We start from the raw sequence: 19,852 nt of genomic DNA on the forward strand, positions 1-19,852 counted from the left end.
TCCCCACCCGGTCGCTGCGCGACCACCCTCCCCGAGACGGGGAGGGAGAAACGCGTGGCCTGTTTTCCTACGGCAGGCGCCCGGTCAGACGGCGGCCGCCGCGCACGATCACCAGTTCCGAGCCCCGCTGCGCCCTGCCCAGGGCGGCGACCGTCGTGACGGCGCGGCCGTCGATCTGCACCACCAGGTCATTGGGACGCAGGCCGATGCGGGCCGGGATGCTGTTGCGCTGCAAGCCCGTCACCACCACGCCGCTGGTGAAGGGATCGCCGCCCAGACGGTCGGCCAGCGCCGGGTTGAGCGCCACGCCCTGAAGACCCGCCAGAGCCCCCTGCCCCACGACCGTTCCCTGCCCCGGATCGGCATCGCCCGGCAGGGTCGAGACGCGGGCGTTCAGCGTCTGGGTCCGACCGTCGCGCAGCACGGTGACGGCGACGGTCGAGTTCGGCGACTTGGTGCCGACGCGGAAGTTCAGGCCGCCCTGATCATTGACCTCGGCGCCGTCGATGGCGGTGATCACGTCGCCCTGCTGGATGCCCGCGCGCGCGCCCGGGCCGCCGGGGTAGACGTCGGTGACCATCAATCCCTGCGGCCGCTCAAGGCCCAGGCTGCGGGCGATGTCGGCGCTGACGGTGTCGCCCTTGACGCCCAGCCAGGCGCGCTCGACCGCCTTGGCCCCGCCGACCGCCGAGTCCACCACCCGCTTGACCATAGCCGCAGGCACGGCGAAGCCAACGCCGCTGGACGAACCCGAGCGCGAGAAGATCGCCGTATTGATGCCGATCAGTTCGCCGTCCATGTCCACCAGGGCGCCGCCCGAGTTGCCCGGATTGATCGGCGCGTCGGTCTGGATGAAGGAGCCGGAATCGCTGATGCCCGTCTCGGTGCGATTCAGGGCCGAGATGATCCCGTTGGTCACAGTCTGGCCGACGCCGAACGGGTTGCCGATGGCCAGGACCAGGTCACCGACCTGCTGCTGCTCCTGATCGTCGATGCGCAGCACCGGCAGGTCGCCGTCCAGATTCTCCAGTTGCAGCACGGCGATGTCGGACCGCTCGTCCGCCAGCAGCACCTTGGCCGGATATTCGCGCCGGTCGTTCAGAGTGACGCGGATCTGCTGCATGTTTTGGATGACGTGGTTGTTGGTCACCACGATCCCGTCGGGGCGCACAATCACGCCCGAACCGATGGAGCCGGTGACGCGCGACTGCGGCCCGCCGCCGAACAGTTCGAAAAAGGGATCACGCACCTGCTGGATGCCGCGCGCCGAGATGTTCACCACGGCGGGGGCGGCCTCTCGCACCACGGGGGCGAAGCTGGTCTTCAGCGCCCCGGCGTCGCGCGGGGCGACGCGGGGCTGTTCGGCGAAGACGCCTTCCTGCGCCTTGGTGGGCTGCGGCTGGCCGCAGGCGGACAGGATCAGGGCGGCGGCGATGGCCAGTCTGGAAGTATTCATCTCGTCCCGATTTTTATCAAGCTTGGGCGTTTCGTTCATTCCGCCTCGGCTTTTCGACAGGATCAAGGCCCTCGTTCGCTCAAAGGCGCGGCGGCGATCAAACGGACGTGACCCCGTCCCGTTCCGCCGCGTGCCGAGAGATCGCCGATCAGCGCACCGTGACTGGCAGGGTGTCGTTCGGATCGCCGTCGCCGCGCGGCGCGGTCACGCCCAGCAGGCGCGCCAGGAAGGGCTGGACGTCGACGCTGTCCAGGTTCTGCAACCGCCGCCCCGCGATCACGCCGGGACCGTGGGCTATGAAGACGGCCTGCATCTCGGGCGCAGCGTTGTCATACCCGTGGGCGCCGCCGGGCTTGGTCACCGGCCGCGCCTTGGTCGCCAGCAGCCAGCCGGGCTCGGACGCGCAGACGATAGCCGAGACGCGCGGGTTGGAGCCAAGGACGAAGCGCGCCGGAATCTCGCTCTTGCGCCAGCAGTCCAGGTGAGGGCGCGAGCCCAGTAGGGCCTGCTCGACCTCGGCCTCGCGGCCTGCGACGGGGTTCAGGAAGGCGACCGCGCCCGAATAGACGATCTGCACCGCCTCGGGATCGATAATGTCGTCCAGCACGGTGACGCGGTCGGGCGAAGTCGCCGCCATGCCGTGGTCCGACACCACCACCACCATGGTGTTGTCATACAGGCCCCGAGCCTTCAGCCCCTCGACCAGACGCCCGACGGAGGCGTCGACCGAACGCAACGCTTCCAACGTCTGCGGCGCGTCGGGGCCGTGGTTGTGGCCCATGGTGTCGACGATGTCGAAATAGAGGGTCGTCAGGGCCGGGCGCTGGGCGGCGGGAAGGTCCATCCAGGCCAGCACCTGATCAACGCGGGCGTCGCCCGGCATCGACTGGTCGAAAGGCGTCCAATAGGTGGGACGCACGCCGCGAATGTCGGCCTCGGAGCCCGGCCAGAACATGGTGGCCGTCTTCACGCCCTGCCGCTCGGCCGAGACCCAGATCGGCTCGCCCTGATCCCACCAGCGGCGATCGGTGACCGCCTGCTTGTTGCCAAGCGAGAACCGGCCCAGTTCAGCGTCGACCATATTGTTGCCGACGATGCCGTGGTGATCGGGATGCAGGCCGGTGACGAGCGTATAGTGATTGGGAAAGGTCACGCTGGGGAAGGACGGCTTCATCGGCCCCGACGCCCCGTCGGCCGCCAGTTGCGCCAGCACCGGCGTCGCCCCGCGTTCCAGATAGTCCGCACGGAAGCCGTCGATGGAGATCATGATGACGTTCGGCGCCTGAGCCGTTTCGACCGGCGCGACGGGCGGCGTGGCGGCGCAGGCGGCGACGGCCAGCGTCAGGACGGCGGCGCGCGCCAGCCCGAACAGACGATCAAACATGAGGAACTCCGACAAACCGACTTTCGCGAACATTGCCTAAGCTTAATCCGCGACAGACAGAAGACGGCTTGCCGGTTTTTCAACCGCGGGCCACGTTCCCCTTCATGACCAGCGTTATCGAAACGAACGGCCTGACCAAGACCTATGGCGCGGTGCGCGCCCTTGACGGCCTCAGTCTCAGCATACCGCGCGGCGGGGTCTATGGGGTGCTGGGGCCCAACGGCGCGGGCAAGTCGACCCTGTTCCGCATCCTGCTGGGCCTGATCCGGCCCACGGCGGGCGAGGTGGGGGTGATGGGCCAGCACGCCGGCGATCCGGCCGTAACCCGTCGCATGGGCTCGATGATCGAGACGCCGCGCTATCCGCCCTATCTGACCGCGCGTCAGGCCCTGCGCTGGCTGGCGCTGGCGCATGGCCAAGGACGTGGCGCGAGCGCTGACGCTGAGACCGACCGCTGGCTGGATCGGGTCGGCCTGGCCGAGGCGGCCGACCGCAAGGTGCGCGGCTTCTCGGTCGGGATGATGCAACGGCTCGGCGTCGCCGCCGCCCTGATGACCCGGCCCGATCTGGTCATCCTGGATGAACCGACCAGCGGCATGGATCCCCCGGCATTCAGGAGATGCGCGCCTTGATCCGCAGCCTGGCCGACGACGACGGCGTCACCGTCGTTCTGGCCAGCCACCAGCTGCTGGAGGTCCAGCGCGTGTGCGACCGCGTCGCCATTCTGAACCGGGGCAAGCTGGCGGCCGAGGGCAAGGTCAGCGACCTGACCGCCTCGGGCGAGCGCCTGCGCCTGTCCGCCACGCCGCTGGCCAAGGTCATGGCCGTGCTGGGCGAGCGGGGCAGCGTTCAGGACGACGCCGTCATGGCCGCCATTTCCCGCGCCGAGGCCCCTGCCCTGCTGCGCGCCCTGATCGAACAGGGCGTGGACATCGACGAGGCCCGCTGGGTCGGCGCCGATCTGGAAAGCGTCTTCATGACCGAAACCTCTTCCGTCGAGGGAGGCCGCACATGATGCTGGCCGACGCCATCCGCGCCGAAACCTGGCGCCTGCTGCAGAACCGCACGGCGATGTTCTGGAGCGTCGTTTTCGTGCCCCTGATCTCGCTGGTTCTGGCGACCGCAAGCTTCCTGTTTATTCGGTCCAAGATGGATGGGGCGATGCAGACCCTGCCGGTTGAACTGAAACTGACCGCCAGCGCCGTCGATCTGGGCCAGTCGCTGGTCGATGCGGCCGGCGGGCTGGCCAATCCGGGCGCGCTGGCCTTCCTGTTGATCGGCGCGGCCACCGTCTTCGCCGGCGACTACCGCTGGGAGACCTGGCGGTTGATCACGGCGCGCAACACCCGGCCGAACCTGATCATGGGCAAGGTCGGCGCGGTCAAGCTGATGACCCTGGCCGGGCTGTTCCTGCTGCTGCTCGCCAGCCTCGGCGCCGATGTCGCCAAGGGCGTGATCTTCGGGCGCAGCTTCACCTTCGGCTTCGGCGGCGAACAGGCGCAGGCCTTCGGCCTGCTGGCGCTTCTATCCTATGTGCGGGTGGTGCAGTTCCTGCTGCTCGGCCTGCTGGCGGCGACAGTGACGCGGTCCCTGCTGGCGGCGCTGTTCGTGCCTCTGGTCATCGGGGTCGGCCAGTTCTTCCTGGCCAAGCTGAGCCCCTGTTCGGCTGGCAGATGGGCGACTGGGCGACGATGCTGCTGTTGCCCGGCGACGCCTATGAAGTGCTGAAAGCCCTGGTCAACGGCGGCATGGAAGCCGCCCTTGTCCCCTCAGGCGCCGCCTGGCGCGCCATCGCAGGACTGGCTCTGTGGAGCTTCGGCCCCTTCCTTCTGACCCTGGCGTGGTTCCAGAGACAGGACCTGTCGAAGGAGTAGAGCCTTTCCTCCCCACTGCGTGGGGAGGGGGACCGCTTAGCGGTGGAGGGGCTTAATGCTGCGGAACCAAGCGGCCCCTCCGTCTTGACGGCTACGCCGCCGATCCACCTCTCCATGTCATGGGGAGGAGAAACCCAGCGCCTTCTCCATGAAGACGTCGGCCCGAACATAGGGCGTGTCGCGCGGCGGCAGGCGGACAAAGCCGAAGCTGTCATAAAGCGCCAGCGCGGGGCCGAGCGTCGAACTGGTCTCCAGATAGAGGCGATGCGCGCCCGCCTCACGGGCGGCCGCCTCGCAGGCGTCCAGCAGTCGGCGCGACAGCCCCTGACCGCGCGCGAACGGCGCAATAGTCATCTTGGCGACCTCATAGCCGCCGTCGTCCATCGCCATCAGGGCGCAGCAGCCGACGGCCTGACCCGCCTGCTCGACGAAGAAGATGCGGCCGCCCGGCGTCAGGATCTGCCCCTCGGGGTCGCTGAGCACCTTGCGGTCCTTGGCTTCGATGGCGAAGCCGCCCTCGGCCAGCCAGGCTTCGTTCAGGGTGAGCCAGGCGTCGCGATGCTCCGGCCGATAGGCGACGATGGCGAAGGCTTCCCCGCTCATGCCGGCGCCCCCGGCAGTGATCCGCGAAACCGGCGACGAAGGCGGTCAGGCGACGACGCGTATCTGCGTCGATCAGGCGGCCTTCGGCGTCGAAGGCGTCGCCCGCGCGTGTGACCATCACCCTTGCCCCGAACCAGGGCGCCGCGCCCAGGGTGCGCAGCACCGGCAGCCAGGCCGCCTGGCTCATCAGCGTCCCGAACGGTCCGGGCGAGGCGCCCAGCACCGCCACCGGCCGCCCGCCGAACACCCGTGCGATGTCTGAACTGGGCCGGCTGAGCCAGTCGATGGCGTTCTTGAACGGGCCGGGGATGGAGTTGTTGTATTCGGGCGTGAACAGCATCAGTCCGTCGCTGTCGGCGATCAGATCCTTCAGCGCGACCACGGCGTCGGGCAGACCCTGCTCGGCCTCCAGATCGCCGTCATAAAGAGGGATGCCATAGATGGTCGCGGCGATCAGCTCCACGTCCGGCGGCGCCGTCTCCTGCGCCGCGCGCAACAGGGCGCTGTTGTAGGAGGCCGCCCTCAGGCTGCCCGACAATCCGACCAGACGCATTTCAGTCCTTCGTCTCCGCGAGCGCCGCCATATCAGGCGGCGACAGCCTTTCGCCGTGAATTTGCTGCTCGGCGCAACCCTCGACCAGAAAATCCAGCAGCATGCGCATCGAAGGCAGCAGCCCCCGCCGCGACGGGAAGACCGCGTGGACGATCCACTTCTTGGGCCGCCAGTCCGGCAGCAGGTCGATCAGCCGCCCCGTCTCAAGGTCGCGCATCACCGCCACGCTGGGCAGCAGACCCACGCCCAAGCCGTTCAGAGCGCCTTCGTGCAGCATGTGCAGGTCGTCGGTGACCAGACGCGGCGCATGGCGCACCGACGCCGTCATGCCGTCCTTGTGGTTCAGCGCCCACACATGATCACGATGCGCCGGACCGAAATCCACACTGGGCCAGCCCGCCAGATCGGCCGGGCCGGTCGGCGCTCCCATGCGGGCGATCAGGTCGGGACTGGCGACGAGGCGATGCACGCTCTCGTCCAGCTTGCGCATGACCAAGTCTGTCTGCTCCAGCGGCGGCTCGCGCACGCGAATGGCTAGGTCGAATCCGTCGCCTATGACATCCACCCGGCGGCTGGTGCTGTGAAGCTGCACCTCAAGCTCGGGATACAGGGCCATGAAGCGCACGATCAGCCCGCTCATCTGATAGGTCAGCAGGCCGGGCGCGCAGGCCACGCGGATCGTGCCGCACGGCTCGGACCGGGTGCCGTCGATCAGGGCCTGCGCCGCCTCGGCCTCGACCAGCATGGCGAGGCAGTGCTGGTAATAGGCCTGACCGATCTCGGTGACGGAAAACTTGCGCGACGAGCGCTGGATCAGCCGCGTGCCCAGTTGGTCTTCCAGCGCGGCGATGCGGCGGCTGAGCTTGGATTTCTGCATCCCCAGCGCCCGCGCCGCCGGGGCGAAGCCGAGGTGATCCACCACCTGTACGAAATAATAGAGGTCGTTGAGGTCTCTCATCGTCCTATTGATAGGACGCAGCGAGGCAATTTCGCAATCTGTCCAGTCCGGCGTTCCAGCGCCATAAAGTCTTCAACGCGATCGGCCCTGGCCCCAGCGGCCGATTCAACGAATGGAGACTAGACCATGAAGAAGGTTCTGGGCCGTTACGGCAACGAGCGCGGCCACTGGGTCGGCGACGGCTTCCCCGTCCGTTCGCTGTTTTCCTATAACGCCGCAGGCAAACAGATCAGCCCCTTCCTGCTGCTCGACTACGCCGGTCCGTACAACTTCGAGCCAACGACCGAGCGGCGGGGCGTGGGCCAGCATCCGCACCGCGGCTTCGAGACCGTGACCATCGTCTATGACGGCGAGGTCGAGCATCGCGACTCGACCGGCCAGGGCGGGATCATCGGCCCCGGCGACGTCCAGTGGATGACGGCGGGCGGCGGCATCCTGCACGAGGAGTTCCACTCCCCGGCCTTCTCGCGCACCGGCGGCCCGTTCCGCATGGTTCAGCTGTGGGTCAACCTGCCCGCCAAGGACAAGATGACCCGTCCCGGCTACCAGTCGATCCTAAACGCCGACATTCCGTCCGTCGCCCTGCCTGACAATGCAGGGACCACGCGGATCATCGCCGGCGCGATGGAGGGCTCCAAAGGCCCGGCCACGACCTTCACCCCCATCAATGTGTGGGACGTGCGGTTGAACCGGGACGCCGAGACGACGCTGGATCTGCCCGAAGGCCACACGGCCATGGCGGTGGTTCTGTCGGGCCATGTCACGGTCAACGGCGACCAGCCGGCCGGAGCCGCAGAGGCCCTGCTGCTGGACCGTCAGGGCGACAGCGTGACCCTGAGCGCCGATGCGGACACGACCCTGCTCATCCTGACCGGAGAGCCGATCGACGAGCCCATCGTCGGCTATGGCCCCTTCGTGATGAACAGCGAGGACGAAATCCGCACCGCCATCACGGACTTCAACAGCGGCCGCTTCGGCGACATCCCCGCCGCAGCGTGACAGACTGAGCAACAGGCGGCCCCGCCATCGCCGGGCCGCCGCCCTTTCGAGGAAGCCCCATGATCGAACTCGTCATCGACCAGCGCCGCAAAGACCTCGGCGGCTTTGAAGTCGGCCGCGTCCTGCCCTACGCCAAACGCCGCATGGTCGGCCCGTTTGTCTTCTTCGACCACATGGGTCCGGTCGACATGCCCGCAGGCATTCCCAAGACCGTCGACGTGCGTCCGCACCCGCACATCGGCATCTCGACCCTGACCTATCTGTTCGACGGCGAGATCACCCACCGCGACAGTCTGGGCGTCCAGCAGGACATCCGCCCGGCCGAGGTCAACTGGATGACGGCGGGCAGCGGCGTCACCCACTCCGAACGCTTCGAGCGGGCGCGGATGGAAGGTCTGCGTCTCGAAGGCATCCAGGCCTGGGTCGCCCTGCCGAACGGTCAAGAAGAGATCGATCCGTCCTTCCAGCACGTCGTCCCCGGCGACCTGCCGACCTGGATCGAGAACGGCGTCAAAGGCCGTCTGGTCGCGGGCGAGACCATGGGCATGAAGGCCGGCGTCAGCAGCTTTTCGCCCCTGCACTATTTGCACCTGGAGCTTGAGCCCGGCGCCCGGTTCCAGACCCCGACCGACCATTCCGAAAGCGCCGTCTACGTCGTTCAGGGGCTGGTCGAGATCGACGACGGCAGGCCCGTAGGCCACGGCCAGATGGCGGTGCTGTCCAAGGGATCGCCATCGGTCCTCCACGCCCTGCAGCCAACCACCGTCATGGTGCTGGGCGGCGAGCCGGTGGGCGAGCGTTTCATCGAGTGGAACTTCGTTTCCTCGTCCCAGGACCGGATCGAACAGGCCAAGGCCGACTGGCGCGCCGGGCGCATGAAGCTGCCCGACATGGACGATCAGGAGTTCATCCCCCTGCCGCCCGACCGCACGCCGCCTCCCCCGCCCATGTCCTGAAACGGCTCCGCTGCAGTTCAGGCCCGCAGCGTGGCCCCGCCGTCGACATAGAGGTCCGTCATGGTGATGTGGGCGGCGCGGTCGGACAGCAGGAAGACCACCGCCTCGGCGATGTCTTCCGGCGTCGCCAGCTTCTGCAGCGGGATGCCCGCCTTGAACGTCTCGGGCGAGCCGGCGATGACGCGGGCGGCGCCGTCTTCATCCGCCCACATGCCCGTCTGCATCGGCGTCAGGGTCGAGCCGGGAGCGACGATGTTGCAGCGGACGCCCTTGGGCCCCAACTCCAGCCCCAGACAGCGGGTGAACATGGTCGCCGCCGCCTTGGACGCGGCATAGGCCGCCATCGCATGACGCGGCACGCCCGCAGCATTGGAGCTGACGGTGACGAAGGCCCCCTTGCCTCTTTCGCCCATCCGGCGCGAAACTTCACGGCCCAGGTGGAAAGGCCCATCCGTATTGACCGCGAAGACTCGGCGCCATTCGGCGTCCGAGGTCTGATCCACCGTCACATTGGACAGGACGCCCGCCACGCTGGCCACCAGGTCGATGGGGCCGTCCTCGGCCTCGATGCGCTCGAACAGGGCCTCGACCGCCGCGCCGTCGGATACGTCCAGCGGCTCGATGCGGACGCCCTTCAGGAAGGCCAGCCCCGACAGCGCCGTGGACGGCAGGTCGGTGGCGACCACGCGCGCGCCCTCCTCGACCAGCCGGCGCACCACGGCCGCGCCTATGCCGCCGCCCGCGCCCGTGACCAGGGCCAGACGGCCGGACAGTCCGCTGTCTCTCATCGTGTCGTATCCTCTGCCGCGGTCATGCGGGCGTCCAACGCCGGGGCGATCAGGGCCGTCGCCGCCGGGCCGGTCAGTTGCGGGTGCAGGAAGGGAACCTCGACCACGTCCAGATCGGCGGCGTAGGGCGCCATAGGCCCGGCGTCAGGTCGCGCTCCGTGTGATCCAGAGCCGCGCGGACGTGGGTGGTGCGGCCTCCGAAAGGCTTGTGATGGTGTTCGCGCACCAGCCGATTGGTGTCCATCACCACGCGGATGACCCCGTCCAGAGCCGCCTCGGGCAGGCCGCCCAGGGCGCTGTCGCCCGCCTTCAAAAAGGCGAGGATGGCCGCGCGGCTGCGCAGTTCAGGATACTGGGTCGGGTCGTAGCCGGCGATGGCCAGAAGCGCGCGCAGGGCGTCCACCGGGTCGGGCTCAGGCTCGGCGCGCCAGCACTCGGCCGGATAGGAATCCAGCATGGCCATCAGGCCGACCTTGACCCCGCGCCGCTCCAGCTCGACCGCCGCCGCCTGGGCGATGATGCCGCCCACGGACCAGCCGGCGATATGGACCGGGCCGGGCGCGCCCAAGGCCAGAATATGATCGACATACACCGACGCCAGGGCGTCGATCCCGTCCGGCAAGGCGTTATCGGGGTCCAGCGCGGGCGACTGCACGCCCCACACCGTGCGGCGCGGCGACAGGGCGCGCGCCAGGGTGCGATAGCCCCACGACAGCCCCCGCCGGGTGGATCAGGAACAGCGGCGCCAGGGCCGCATCGCCCTCGGCCAGACGGATCAGCACGCCCAGCCCGTTGTCGAAGTCCAGCGCCTCGGCGTCGATCAGGGCGGCCAGTTCGGCCACGCGCGGCCGGTCGAACAGGGCGCCCAGGCCCGGATCGCGCCCCAACCGCTCGCGGATCAGCATCATCAGGTGCACGGCCAGCAGGAGTCGCCGCCCAGGGTGAAGAAGTCGTCGTCGGCGCCCGCCGGTTCGGCCCGGCCCAGCGTCTCGGCGAAAAGTTCGGCGATGACTTTCTCGGTCGGCGTCTCGGCCGCCCGACCCGCTGCGGCCTCGAACACCGGGGCGGGCAGCGCCTTGCGGTCCAGCTTGCCGTTGGAGGTCGTCGGCAGGGCGTCCAGCGCCACCATGGCGGCCGGCACCATATAGTCAGGCAGGCGCGCAGCCAGCTTCGCCTTCAGGGCGGCGGGGTCATAGCCCTCGGCCGGGACCAGATAGGCGACCAGACGGCGCTCGCCGGGACGGTCTTCGCGCGCCAGCACCACCGTTTCGCGCGCCAGGCCGCTGGCGATGACGGCGGCTTCGATCTCGCCCAGTTCGATGCGCAGACCGCGGATCTTCACCTGATGGTCGCTGCGGCCCAGATAGACCACCGCGCCGTCTGCCCGCCTGCGCGCCACGTCGCCGGTGCGATACAACCGCTGGCCCGGATGGTGGGTGTCGGGGATGAAGCGGTCCTCGGTCAGGTCGGGCCGGTTCAGATAGCCGCGCGCCAGCTGCACGCCGCCCAGATGCAGATGGCCGCCCATGCCGGGCGCTACCGGGCGCAGCCGCTCGTCCAGAATGACCAGCCGCGTGTTCCACACCGGCCAGCCGATCGGCATGGGGCGGGACGTATCGTCCGGCCCGGCGGCCCAATAGCTGACGTCCACCGCCGCCTCGGTCGGGCCGTAGAGGTTGTGCAGTTCCGCCGTCACCGTCTGGTGGAAACGGTCGCGCAGCTCGGCGGGAAGCTCCTCGCCGCTGCAGAAGACGTGGGCGACCGCGATGCCCTTCGCCGCCGGATCGGCCAGAAAGGCCGACAGCATGGAGGGGACGAAGTGCAGGTCGGTGATCGCATGGCGACGGATCAGCCCGGCGATGGCCGCCGGATCGCGGTGCGCGCCGGGCGGGGCCACGACCAGTTCGCCGCCCGAAATCAGCGCCAGGAAGAACTCCCACACCGACACGTCGAAGGTGGCGGGCGTCTTCTGCAGGATGCGGGTCTGGGCGCCGACACCGTATTCGGCCTGCATCCACAGCAGGCGATTGACGATGGCGCGATGCTCGACCAGCACCCCCTTGGGATCGCCGGTCGACCCCGAGGTGTAGATGACATAGGCGGCGTCCTCGCCCCTTGCGCGACGACGGGCGCAATCCCGTCCAGCGGCCAGTCAGCGGGCGCCAGCAGAGCCTCGCCGAACGCGCCGCCGATGTCTTCATGGGCCAGGACGACGCTCGGTCCGGCGGCGCGGACGATGGCGGCGATGCGCTCGGCCGGATGCTCCAGGTCCAGCGGCAGATAGGCGCCGCCTGCGCGTAACGTCGCGACCAGCGCGATCACCAGCTCCAGCGAACGCGGCAGGGCTACAGCCACGAGGCTCTCGCGCCCCACGCCGCGCGCCGCCAGCGCCGAGGCCAGCGCCGCCGTGCGGCGGTCCAGCTCGGCGTAGGTCAGGGTCTGCTCGCCGAAGGTCAGCGCCGGGGCGTCCGGCGTCGCCTGCATGGCCGCCTGCAGCAGGGCGGTCAGCGTCGTGTCGGGGACCGGATGGGCGGTGGCGTTGAAGGCTTCCAGTTCGCGCACGGCCTCGCTCGGCGTGGCGATAGGGACTTCGCCCAGCGTCTCGGCGTCCAGCGCGTTGGTCAGGAAGGCGGCCAGACGCTCTGCGTGGGCGGCGGCCTCCTCCAGCGTGTAGAGATCGGGATTGGCGTCGACCTCCAGCGTCAGGGCCGGGGCGGCGTCGCCGCGGAAGGTGAAGCTGATGTCGTCCACCGGGCCCGTGCCCAGCACCTTCAGCGTCGTGTCCAACCCCGTAAAGCGCGGCGGCAGATCGAAGGGCAGGACGTTGACCAGCGGCCCATACAGGCGCCGCGCCCCGCCGATCAGCCCCAGGTCGCGCCGCAGCTGCTCGCTGCGGTAACGGCCGTGGCGGCGGGTCTTGATCAGCGCCTTGGAGGCGAGGATCAGCTGCTCGTCCAGCGGCGCGTCCTCGTCCAGCGTCAGGCGCAGCGGCGGGACGTTCATGATCATGGCGGGCGTGCGCGCCGAGGCGCTGCCCATGCGCCCCATCCACGGCACGCCGATCACAGCCTCCTCAGCGCCCGAAAAGCGGCGGACATAGGCGGCGCCGATGGCGGTCAGAACGTCAGGCCAGGACAGGCGCCCGGCGTCGGCGCGGGCGCGCAGGCGGGCCGTGACCTCAGGCGTCAGGGCGCGTTCGATGCGGTGGAAGCGGTGGGCGGTCGTCGCCTTGCCGGGCGCCAGGGAGGCGACCTCGGGCGCGTCGCCCATGATCTCGCGCCAGTAGGCGGCGTCGGCCGTGCGCTTGTCCGAGGCGCGGTAGGCGGCGTCTTCCTCCCACACCTTGGCGATGGGGTTGAAGGCCGGGCCGGGCGCGGGCCGCCGCGCGCGGCGTTGTAAAGCTCGGCCACGCGGTTGGTCAGCAGGGCCATGCCGAAGCCGTCGGTGGCCAGATGGTGAACGCGCAGGCTCCACAGGAAGCGTTGCGGTCCCATCAGGAACAGGATGTTGGCGGCCAGCGTGTCGCGCGTCGGGTCCAGCGGCGTCTCATGGTCGCGGCGCATGGCGGCCATGGCCTCGGCGACCGGGTCGGCAGCGGCGGACACGTCGACGATCTGAAGCAGCGGACGATGGGCCGGGTCGAGGGTCTGGAAAACCTCGCCGTGCTTCTCGACGAAACGCAGCGACAGGGCCTCGGCCTCGGCGGCGGTCTGATCGACGGCGGCGCGGAAGGCCTCGACATCCAGATCGCCCCGGATGTCGAGATAGTGGGCCGTGTTGAAGATCGGATTGGCCGGGTCCAGCCTCTGGGCGAACCACAGGCCGGATTGGGCTTCCGTCAGCGGGTGTTCCAGCACCGCCGCCATGCGTCCGTCGTCCATGATGTCAGGTCAGGCGTCGTGACCGGCGGCGCGCAGGCGCGCCTGAACCACGCTCCACCAGCCTGCGAGCGTGGTGTGTTCGGCCAGTTCGCTGAACTCCAGCGGCACGGCCTCGCTCCACGCCAGCGACAGGTTGAGGGCGCGTAAGGAGTCGACGCCCAGATCCATCAGATTGTCGTCGTCCAGAATGGAGTCCGGCGTTTCGTGCAGCACGGCGGCGACATCGGCGCGCATGCGCTCCAGCGTCAGATCCTGCGGGGTCAGCTTGGTCATGTCAGTCGTTCCAGAACGCGCGCCGTCGAAAGGGCCACGGCGCAGGTGTCGGCGGCCCAGGCCACCGCGCCCATATGCTTGTCGCGCGAGAAGTCGCCAAGCGCATCGGCGACGAAGAAGGGTTCGATGTCGCGCTGAAACGCCTCGGCCGCCGTCAGCTGGCAGCCGATGTGGGCGTAGACGCCGCAGACGATCAACTGGTCCCGCCCCCGCACGCACATCAGCGTTTCGAGATTGCTGCGCTGGAATGCGCTGTAGCGGTGCTTGACCAGAGGGAAGTCGCCCGTCGCCGGGGCCAGTTCGGGCAGGATGTCTTCATGCTCGGGCGCGCGGCTCATGCCCGGTCCCCACAGGTCGGCCTGCAGGCCCCGGTCGCGGCGATCCTGATCGCCGTGCTGGGCGGTGTAGAAGACCGGAACGCCCGCCGCCCGCGCCGCCGCGATCAGGCGGGCGATGTTGGCGATCAGCCCTGGCAGCGGCTCGGCGCCCGGCGCATAGGGGCGCATGAAATAGCGCTGCATGTCGTGAACCAGCAGGGCGGCGCGATCGCGCTGTAGCGTCCACTGGGCGCGCGAGACGGGGATTTCGGCCTCGGTCGGCAGGGCGTAGGCCGGGACGGTGGGCAGGCCTCTCGAGACGCTCACGCCTTGCCCTCTTCTTCCAGAATGCGATGACGCAGGGCGGCGCGCAGCTCGCGGCGGCTGACCTTGCCGACGGCCGTCACGGCGAAGTCTTCCACGAAGACGATCTGATCGGGCACCTTGAAGTCGGCGATGTCGCGCTTGCGCATCCAGGCCTTCAGCTCGACGCCGCGCGGCGCGGCGCCGTTGGGGATGATAAAGGCGCAGATGCGCTCGCCCAGATAGTCGTCCGGCACCGACACCACGGCGGCGTCGAAGACGGACGGGTGCGCCAGCAGGTGATCCTCGACCTCTTCGGCCGAGATCTTCTCGCCGGCGCGGTTGATGTGGTCGGTGGCCCGGCCCATGACGACGAGGTAGCCCTCGGGCGTGCGGCGCACCACGTCGCCGGTGCGATAGAAGCCGTCGTCGGTGAAGGACCGCACATTGGCCGCTGCTTCGTTGTGATAGGCGCGGATCGTATAGGGGCCGCGCGTCAGCAGGTTGCCCGGCTGACCTTCAGCGACCGGCGCGCCCGCGTCATCCACGATCAGGATTTCGTCGTCAGGGCTGATCGGGCGTCCTTGCGTTTCCACGATCAGGCTCTCGGGGTCGTCCAGCCGGGTGTAGTTGACCAGCCCCTCGGCCATGCCGAACACCTGTTGCAGGGTGCAACCCAGTTCGGTGCGCACGCGCCGCGCCGCCTCTGGCAGGAATTTCGCGCCGCCGACCAGCAGCACCTCAAGACTGGAGATGTCGTGGGTCTTTCGCGGCGCCGCCTGCATCCACAGCAGGGCCAGCGGCGGGACCAGACCGGTGATCGTCACCCCTCGCGCTCGATCAGGGGGAAGCAGGCGTCCGGCGACGGCGACGGCGACATGACCACCGTCGCCCCGACATAGAGGGCGCCCAGATAACCCGGCGAGCTCATCGGGAAGTTATGCGCCGCCGGCAGGGCCGTCAGATAGACGCTGGACGCGCTCAGTTTCGAGATCACCGCGCTTTCGCGCACGCTGTACAGATAGTCGTCGTGGGTGCGCGGGATCAGCTTGGACAGGCCGGTCGAGCCGCCCGAAATCTGCAGGAAGGCCACATCGGACGGATCGGCGTCCTCGGTCGGCAGAGACGCCGGATCGGCGCGGAAGGCGTCGAACGAAGCGAACTCCTCCGCCTCGCCCACCACGACCACATGGCGCAGTTCGGGAACCTCGGCCTCAACGGCGCGGGCCAGGACCCGGTAATCGAAGCCCTCATGCCGGTCGGCCACGACATAGGCCAAGGCCTCGGCCCGGCGCAGGAAGTGAACGATCTCGGTCGAGCGGTGCGCTGGCAGCGCATAGACGGGGATCAGCCTGGCCCGGAACAGGCCGAAGATCACGCTGAGGAACTCGGGCAGGTTCGGCAACTGCACCACGACCCGGTCGCCCGGCTTCAGCCCCAGCGCCAGGAACCCGGCGGCGGCCGTCTCGGCCTTTTCCAGCAGCTCGCCATAGGTCCAGCGCTGGTCCATGCCGACCACGGCGACGGCGTCGGGGGTCGCCTCGACGCGATCGCGCAGCAGTTGGGAGAAGGTCTCTCCACGCCAATACCCCTTGGCGCGATAAAGGGCCGCCAGATCGTCCGGCCAGACCTGCTGCAGGGGAATCATACGCTCGCCTCATCCACGCCCAGGGCGCGCAGGACGGCCTGGAACTTACCTGACGTCTCATCCGCCTCGGCGGCGGGGTCGGAGCCTTCGACAACGCCCGCCCCGGCATAGAGGCGCGCCTGATCGCTGCACGTCTCGGCGCAGCGCAGCGAGACGTACCACGCGCCGTCGCCGAAGGCGTTGGTCCAGCCCACGGCCCCGGCATAGAAGCCCCGGTCATAGCCTTCAAGCGCGCGGATCATCTCAGCCGCCCGGTCGCGCGGCGAGCCGCAGACGGCCGGCGTCGGATGCAACAAGGCGGCCAGTTCGGCGGCGGAGGTTTCATCGGGGCGACGCAGCCGCCCCTCGATGCGCGTGCCCAGGTGCCACATGGTCCGGGTCGAGACGAGCGCCGGTCCGGGCGGCGCGCGCAGGTCGCTGCAATAGGGCGCCAGCAGATCCATGATGGCCTCGACCACCAGGGCGTGTTCGCGGCGGTCCTTGTCCGAAGCCAAAGGCTCTGCGCCGCCGCCTCGTCCTGCACCACGTCGACGCTGCGACGGGCCGATCCGGCCAGGGGTGAGAGAAGACGGCGGGCCCGCGCTTGGAGACCAACAGTTCCGGCGTGGCGCCGACCAGACGGCGCATCGCCCCGCCAGCGCCCTCGCCCAGCGGCGTCAGGAATCGCGCGGCGGTCGGGTCGGCTTTCAGGTCGCGCCACAGGGCGAAGGGGTCGATCGCGCCGTCGCCCTGAACCTTCAGGCTGCGCGACAGCACCACCTTATTGATCGGTTCGGCGCCGCCGTGAGAAGCGCGCATGGCCGCAAGCGCCTGCGTCACCGCCGCCGCATAGGCCGCGCGCGACGGCTCGGGCGTCAGGGCGCGGATCGAGGGCGCGGCGCGCCTGAGCGCATATCCCAGATACGGTTGGCGGCGCGCTCGGGCAGAAACAGGCAGTCGTCGGCGCGGCGGTCGAACGGAAGCGCGCCGACCAGCAGGCGCGGCGACGGCTCATCGGTTTCCGGCGCGACGGGCAGATCAGCGAAGAAGCCGCGCACGCGCGCGCCCAGCGTCGCCGCCGGTCCCGGCGTCAGGCGCTGCTTCAGGCCGGTGGTGAAAAGGCGAAGCTCTGGCGTGCTCAGTCCAAAGGCCCAGTCCATGTCGTCCTTGGGAGCGGCGGCCTCTTGCCGTTCGGATGCGCCGCCGCCGATCTGAACCGACAGATCGGGCGCGCCCCAGAACTCCGCTACTCTCGACTCCATCTGATCCCTGCTGCACTCAAGCTGTTGCATATCATTCGCAACAATCGGCCTATAGCGGAGCAACCTTCGCGTTGTCTTGCGGCCAGATTAATTCCAAGCCGGTCTGGTCGTTTCGCCGCAGAGGTTTAGAAGGGCGCTCATGCGAATGCTAGTCATTGACGATGATGCCCGAACCCGCGCCTTCGTGGCCGAAGGGTTGCGCCAGCAGGGGCACACAGTCGATGAAGCTGGCGATGGGGAGACGGGCCTGCACATGGCGATGGAGGGCCAGTACGACGCCCTTGTCGTGGATCGCATGATGCCTGGCCTGCCGGGCCTGGAGGCCGTCCAGGCCATGCGCGCAGGCGGGCTGAAGACGCCGGTGCTGATGCTGACGGCGCTGGGCTCGGTCGACGATCGGGTGGCGGGGCTGAACGCGGGCGCCGACGACTATCTGGTCAAGCCCTTCGCCTTCAGCGAGCTGAGCGCGCGGCTTCAGGCCCTGGTGCGCCGCCCGCCGTTGGCCGAGACATCGACGCGACATCGGGTGGCCGATCTTGAGGTCGACGTGGCCGCTCACCGGGCGACCCGCGCGGGCCAGACGCTGGACCTGACCCCGCATGAGTTCAAACTGCTGGAGCGGCTGGCGCGCAACGCCGGTCACGCGGTGACGCGCACCATGCTGCTGGAAAGCCTGTGGGGCTTCCACTTCGACCCGCGCGCCAATCTCATCGACGCCCACATCAGCCGCCTGCGCGCCAAGGTCGATCGCGGCTTCGATCAGGAGTTGATCCACACCATCCGGGGGTGGGCTATGTCCTCAAGGCCCCGGACTGAGCCGAAACGCCCCTCCGTCTGGTCCACGGCCAGCCTGCGCTACGCCGCCGCCTTCTCGGTCCTGTTCGGCCTGGGCGCGGCGGGGATGATCGCGGGGGTGGACTACGGCCTGATGCGCTTCGCCGAGGCCGAGGTCCGCGACGGGCTGAACCATCAGATGGACGTAATGCGCGCCGACGCCAACCGGCACGGCACGGCCCAACTGGTGCAGGAGCTGAACGCCGAGGCCCGCAACCGCGACGCCCGGCGCTATCTGCTGCTGGTGGAGGCGCCGGACGGCCGCACCTTCTCCAACGGTCTGACGCGGCTGGCGGTCAATGAGACCGGCTTTCGCCGCAACCTGCCGAACAAGGCGCGTCCCGCCCGCTGGCCCGACCAGACGCCGAACATGCTGACGCTGAGCGCGCGGGCGTCCGACGGCGGCCTGCTGGCGGTCGGACGCGACATCCAGCACCTGGACGAACTGCGCGGCGGCATCCGCCGCTATGCCCTGATGAGCGGGATCGTGCTGATCCTGCTCGCCCTGGCCGGAGGCTGGTTCGCCGGCCGGCTGTTCCTGCGGCGGCTGGAGGACGTCAATCAGGCGGTCGGCCGCATCATCGCCGGTCAGGATTCGGCCCGCCTGCCCGCCGTCGGCCTGGGGCGGGAGTTCAATGAGCTGTCGGCCAACCTCAACCGGATGCTGGACCGGCAGGAGGCGGCGCTGACGACGCTGAAGACCCTGTCCGAGGGCGTGGCCCACGAACTGCGCGCGCCGCTGAGCCGGGTTCGCCACCGGCTGGAGGAGCTGGCCGCCAATCTGGCTGACGCCAAGGCGCGCGAAGCCGCCGTCGAACGCGCGCTTGAAGAAACGGACCAGGTCAGCGCCCTGTTCGAGGCGTTGCTGACCCTGGCGCGGATCGAAAGCGGCGACGCCGCCTTGAAAACCGAACAGTTGGACCTCGCCGCCTTGGCCGGCGCCGTGGCCGACATCTACAGCCCCTTCGTCGAAGAGGCGGGCGGGCGCCTGACCGTCGCCTTGGCCCCCACAGGCACGATCGAGGCCGACCCTGCCCTGCTGCAACAGGCGCTGGCCAACCTGATCGAGAACGCCGTCTTCCACGGCGGCGGCCAGGTCGAGGTCTCCACGTTCAGCGAAGACGGCCGGGCGATCATCCGCATCGCCGACCACGGCCCCGGCGTGCCGGAAACCGAGCGCGACAAGGTCCTGCGCCGCTTCTATCGCCTGGATCAGGGCGCGAGCGACCATACGTCCGGGGCAGGTCTGGGTCTGGCCATGGTGGCGGCCGTCGCGCGGGCCCATGGCGGCGAGCTTCGACTGGACGACAATCAGCCGGGACTGGCGGTGGAGCTGGCGCTGCCCCTCACCACTGCGAAGGCTTAAGTCGTCTGGCGCGCGCTCCGAGCTTGCGGTCGCGATCGGCTTCCCCTTATATTCGATAGAGGCCGCCAGATCGGTCGCGAGCCCAGGAGGCCACCCATGCCAGACGGTTTTCCGCAGGGAACCGTGCATCAGGCGGCCGCCGACCTTCAGAACGCCCTGAAGGCGGACACCGAGGTCTTCGACCTGTGGCGAAACCTGACCCCGCTAGGCCGTAACGAGTTCATCTGCTGGGTCGATGACGCCAAACAACCTGCCACGCGCCAGCGACGCATCGGACGGACGATAGAGGAACTGCGGGAGAGCAAGCGCCGCCCCTGCTGCTGGGCGGGCTGCATCCATCGCACCGACAAGACGCCCAGCCGATGACAGCAGGCCGTCCTGATCGACCAAAAAGCAAGGGCGCGTTCAAGCCCTGACG

20 protein-coding genes and 5 pseudogenes are annotated in these 19,852 nt (G+C 69.1%); 7 read left to right on the top strand and 18 right to left on the bottom strand.

Annotated features, from left to right (window positions below; all coding sequences use genetic code 11):
- Nucleotides 1-67 precede the first annotated feature (67 nt).
- A complete protein-coding gene (locus V8F63_RS16260; RefSeq protein WP_392354097.1) occupies nucleotides 68-1,456 on the bottom strand; it encodes a Do family serine endopeptidase in 1,389 nt (462 codons plus the stop codon).
- A gap of 148 nt (nucleotides 1,457-1,604) precedes the next feature.
- On the bottom strand, nucleotides 1,605-2,840 hold the full coding sequence (locus V8F63_RS16265) for an ectonucleotide pyrophosphatase/phosphodiesterase (RefSeq protein WP_392354098.1): 1,236 nt from the start codon (nucleotides 2,838-2,840) through the stop codon (nucleotides 1,605-1,607).
- A gap of 104 nt (nucleotides 2,841-2,944) precedes the next feature.
- Between V8F63_RS16265 and V8F63_RS16270 the strand changes: the two are divergent.
- The 3 genes and pseudogenes from V8F63_RS16270 (at nucleotide 2,945) to V8F63_RS16280 (ending at nucleotide 4,714) form a co-directional block, all read left to right on the top strand.
- A pseudogene (locus V8F63_RS16270) lies at nucleotides 2,945-3,855 on the top strand (ABC transporter ATP-binding protein).
- A complete protein-coding gene (locus tag V8F63_RS16275) occupies nucleotides 3,852-4,568 on the top strand; it encodes a hypothetical protein (protein WP_392354099.1) in 717 nt (238 codons plus the stop codon). Before V8F63_RS16270 ends, V8F63_RS16275 begins: the two are co-directional and overlap by 4 nt.
- On the top strand, nucleotides 4,532-4,714 hold the full coding sequence (locus tag V8F63_RS16280; protein ID WP_392354100.1) for a hypothetical protein: 183 nt from the start codon (nucleotides 4,532-4,534) through the stop codon (nucleotides 4,712-4,714). Before V8F63_RS16275 ends, V8F63_RS16280 begins: the two co-directional genes overlap by 37 nt.
- Before the next feature lie 117 nt (nucleotides 4,715-4,831).
- Here V8F63_RS16280 and V8F63_RS16285 read toward each other — a convergent pair whose 3' ends face one another.
- The 3 genes and pseudogenes from V8F63_RS16285 to V8F63_RS16295 all read right to left on the bottom strand — a co-directional run bounded on the left by V8F63_RS16285 (nucleotide 4,832) and on the right by V8F63_RS16295 (nucleotide 6,828).
- Nucleotides 4,832-5,317 carry a GNAT family N-acetyltransferase gene (locus tag V8F63_RS16285; protein WP_392354101.1) on the bottom strand — a complete coding sequence of 162 codons (486 nt, stop codon included), beginning with the start codon at nucleotides 5,315-5,317 and terminating at the stop codon, nucleotides 4,832-4,834.
- A 163-nt stretch (nucleotides 5,318-5,480) separates the two neighbouring features.
- Nucleotides 5,481-5,870 (bottom strand): annotated as a pseudogene (locus tag V8F63_RS16290) (NADPH-dependent FMN reductase); the annotation flags it as partial.
- A gap of 1 nt (nucleotide 5,871) precedes the next feature.
- Complete coding sequence (locus V8F63_RS16295; protein WP_392354102.1) at nucleotides 5,872-6,828, bottom strand: LysR substrate-binding domain-containing protein; 957 nt, start codon at nucleotides 6,826-6,828, stop codon at nucleotides 5,872-5,874.
- A gap of 126 nt (nucleotides 6,829-6,954) precedes the next feature.
- Between V8F63_RS16295 and V8F63_RS16300 the strand changes: the two genes are divergently transcribed.
- Together V8F63_RS16300 and V8F63_RS16305 are read left to right on the top strand one after the other, a co-directional pair.
- Nucleotides 6,955-7,827: a pirin family protein gene (locus tag V8F63_RS16300; RefSeq protein WP_392354103.1), complete on the top strand. Its 873-nt coding sequence runs from the start codon at nucleotides 6,955-6,957 to the stop codon at nucleotides 7,825-7,827.
- A gap of 59 nt (nucleotides 7,828-7,886) precedes the next feature.
- Nucleotides 7,887-8,783, top strand: a complete 897-nt coding sequence (locus V8F63_RS16305) for a pirin family protein (protein WP_392354104.1) — start codon at nucleotides 7,887-7,889, stop codon at nucleotides 8,781-8,783.
- Nucleotides 8,784-8,800: 17 nt separating this feature from the next.
- On the opposite strand, the gene V8F63_RS16310 is transcribed toward V8F63_RS16305, so the two are convergent.
- The 13 genes and pseudogenes from V8F63_RS16310 to V8F63_RS16370 form a co-directional block, all read right to left on the bottom strand.
- Nucleotides 8,801-9,571: a 2,3-dihydro-2,3-dihydroxybenzoate dehydrogenase gene (locus V8F63_RS16310; RefSeq protein ID WP_392354105.1), complete on the bottom strand. Its 771-nt coding sequence runs from the start codon at nucleotides 9,569-9,571 to the stop codon at nucleotides 8,801-8,803.
- Nucleotides 9,572-9,644: 73 nt separating this feature from the next.
- Nucleotides 9,645-10,235, bottom strand: coding sequence for a thioesterase domain-containing protein (locus V8F63_RS16315; RefSeq protein ID WP_392354106.1), 591 nt, complete (start codon nucleotides 10,233-10,235; stop codon nucleotides 9,645-9,647).
- Nucleotides 10,198-10,479, bottom strand: a complete 282-nt coding sequence (locus V8F63_RS16320; RefSeq protein WP_392354107.1) for a hypothetical protein — start codon at nucleotides 10,477-10,479, stop codon at nucleotides 10,198-10,200. The genes V8F63_RS16315 and V8F63_RS16320 overlap by 38 nt, the downstream gene beginning before the upstream one ends.
- Nucleotides 10,479-11,723 (bottom strand): amino acid adenylation domain-containing protein, encoded by a 1,245-nt coding sequence (locus V8F63_RS16325; RefSeq protein ID WP_392355119.1) that lies wholly within the window; start codon nucleotides 11,721-11,723, stop codon nucleotides 10,479-10,481. The genes V8F63_RS16320 and V8F63_RS16325 overlap by 1 nt, the downstream gene beginning before the upstream one ends.
- Before the next feature lie 110 nt (nucleotides 11,724-11,833).
- A pseudogene (locus tag V8F63_RS16330) lies at nucleotides 11,834-13,045 on the bottom strand (AMP-binding protein); the annotation flags it as partial.
- Nucleotides 12,991-13,452, bottom strand: a pseudogene (locus tag V8F63_RS16335) (condensation domain-containing protein); the annotation flags it as partial. The pseudogenes V8F63_RS16330 and V8F63_RS16335, both read right to left, overlap by 55 nt.
- A 9-nt stretch (nucleotides 13,453-13,461) precedes the next feature.
- Nucleotides 13,462-13,725, bottom strand: a complete 264-nt coding sequence (locus V8F63_RS16340; RefSeq protein WP_024353927.1) for a phosphopantetheine-binding protein — start codon at nucleotides 13,723-13,725, stop codon at nucleotides 13,462-13,464.
- Nucleotides 13,722-14,369: an isochorismatase family protein gene (locus V8F63_RS16345; protein ID WP_392354108.1), complete on the bottom strand. Its 648-nt coding sequence runs from the start codon at nucleotides 14,367-14,369 to the stop codon at nucleotides 13,722-13,724. Before V8F63_RS16345 ends, V8F63_RS16340 begins: the two co-directional genes overlap by 4 nt.
- A complete protein-coding gene (locus V8F63_RS16350) occupies nucleotides 14,366-15,172 on the bottom strand; it encodes an AMP-binding protein (protein WP_392354109.1) in 807 nt (268 codons plus the stop codon). Before V8F63_RS16350 ends, V8F63_RS16345 begins: the two co-directional genes overlap by 4 nt.
- Nucleotides 15,169-15,993 carry an AMP-binding protein gene (locus V8F63_RS16355; protein WP_392354110.1) on the bottom strand — a complete coding sequence of 275 codons (825 nt, stop codon included), beginning with the start codon at nucleotides 15,991-15,993 and terminating at the stop codon, nucleotides 15,169-15,171. The genes V8F63_RS16350 and V8F63_RS16355 overlap by 4 nt, the downstream gene beginning before the upstream one ends.
- The gene (locus V8F63_RS16360) at nucleotides 15,990-16,487 is read right to left on the bottom strand and encodes a chorismate-binding protein (RefSeq protein WP_392354111.1); all 498 of its coding nucleotides are present in this window, start codon (nucleotides 16,485-16,487) and stop codon (nucleotides 15,990-15,992) included. Before V8F63_RS16360 ends, V8F63_RS16355 begins: the two co-directional genes overlap by 4 nt.
- Before the next feature lie 121 nt (nucleotides 16,488-16,608).
- Nucleotides 16,609-16,791 (bottom strand): annotated as a pseudogene (locus V8F63_RS16365) (isochorismate synthase); the annotation flags it as partial.
- 56 nt (nucleotides 16,792-16,847) lie between these two features.
- Nucleotides 16,848-17,234 (bottom strand): hypothetical protein, encoded by a 387-nt coding sequence (locus V8F63_RS16370; RefSeq protein WP_392354112.1) that lies wholly within the window; start codon nucleotides 17,232-17,234, stop codon nucleotides 16,848-16,850.
- A gap of 145 nt (nucleotides 17,235-17,379) precedes the next feature.
- On the opposite strand from V8F63_RS16370, the gene V8F63_RS16375 reads away from it, so the two are divergent.
- Together V8F63_RS16375 and V8F63_RS16380 are read left to right on the top strand one after the other, a co-directional pair.
- Entirely contained in the window at nucleotides 17,380-19,434 is a 2,055-nt protein-coding gene (locus tag V8F63_RS16375; protein WP_392354113.1) for a response regulator, read from the top strand.
- Nucleotides 19,435-19,530: 96 nt separating this feature from the next.
- A complete protein-coding gene (locus V8F63_RS16380; RefSeq protein ID WP_392354114.1) occupies nucleotides 19,531-19,800 on the top strand; it encodes a YdeI/OmpD-associated family protein in 270 nt (89 codons plus the stop codon).
- The last annotated feature ends 52 nt before the right edge of the window (nucleotides 19,801-19,852 follow it).

Origin of the sequence: Brevundimonas sp. LF-1, assembly GCF_037055305.1 — a bacterium.
In the GTDB taxonomy this organism is placed as follows: Bacteria; Pseudomonadota; Alphaproteobacteria; order Caulobacterales; family Caulobacteraceae; genus Brevundimonas; species Brevundimonas sanguinis.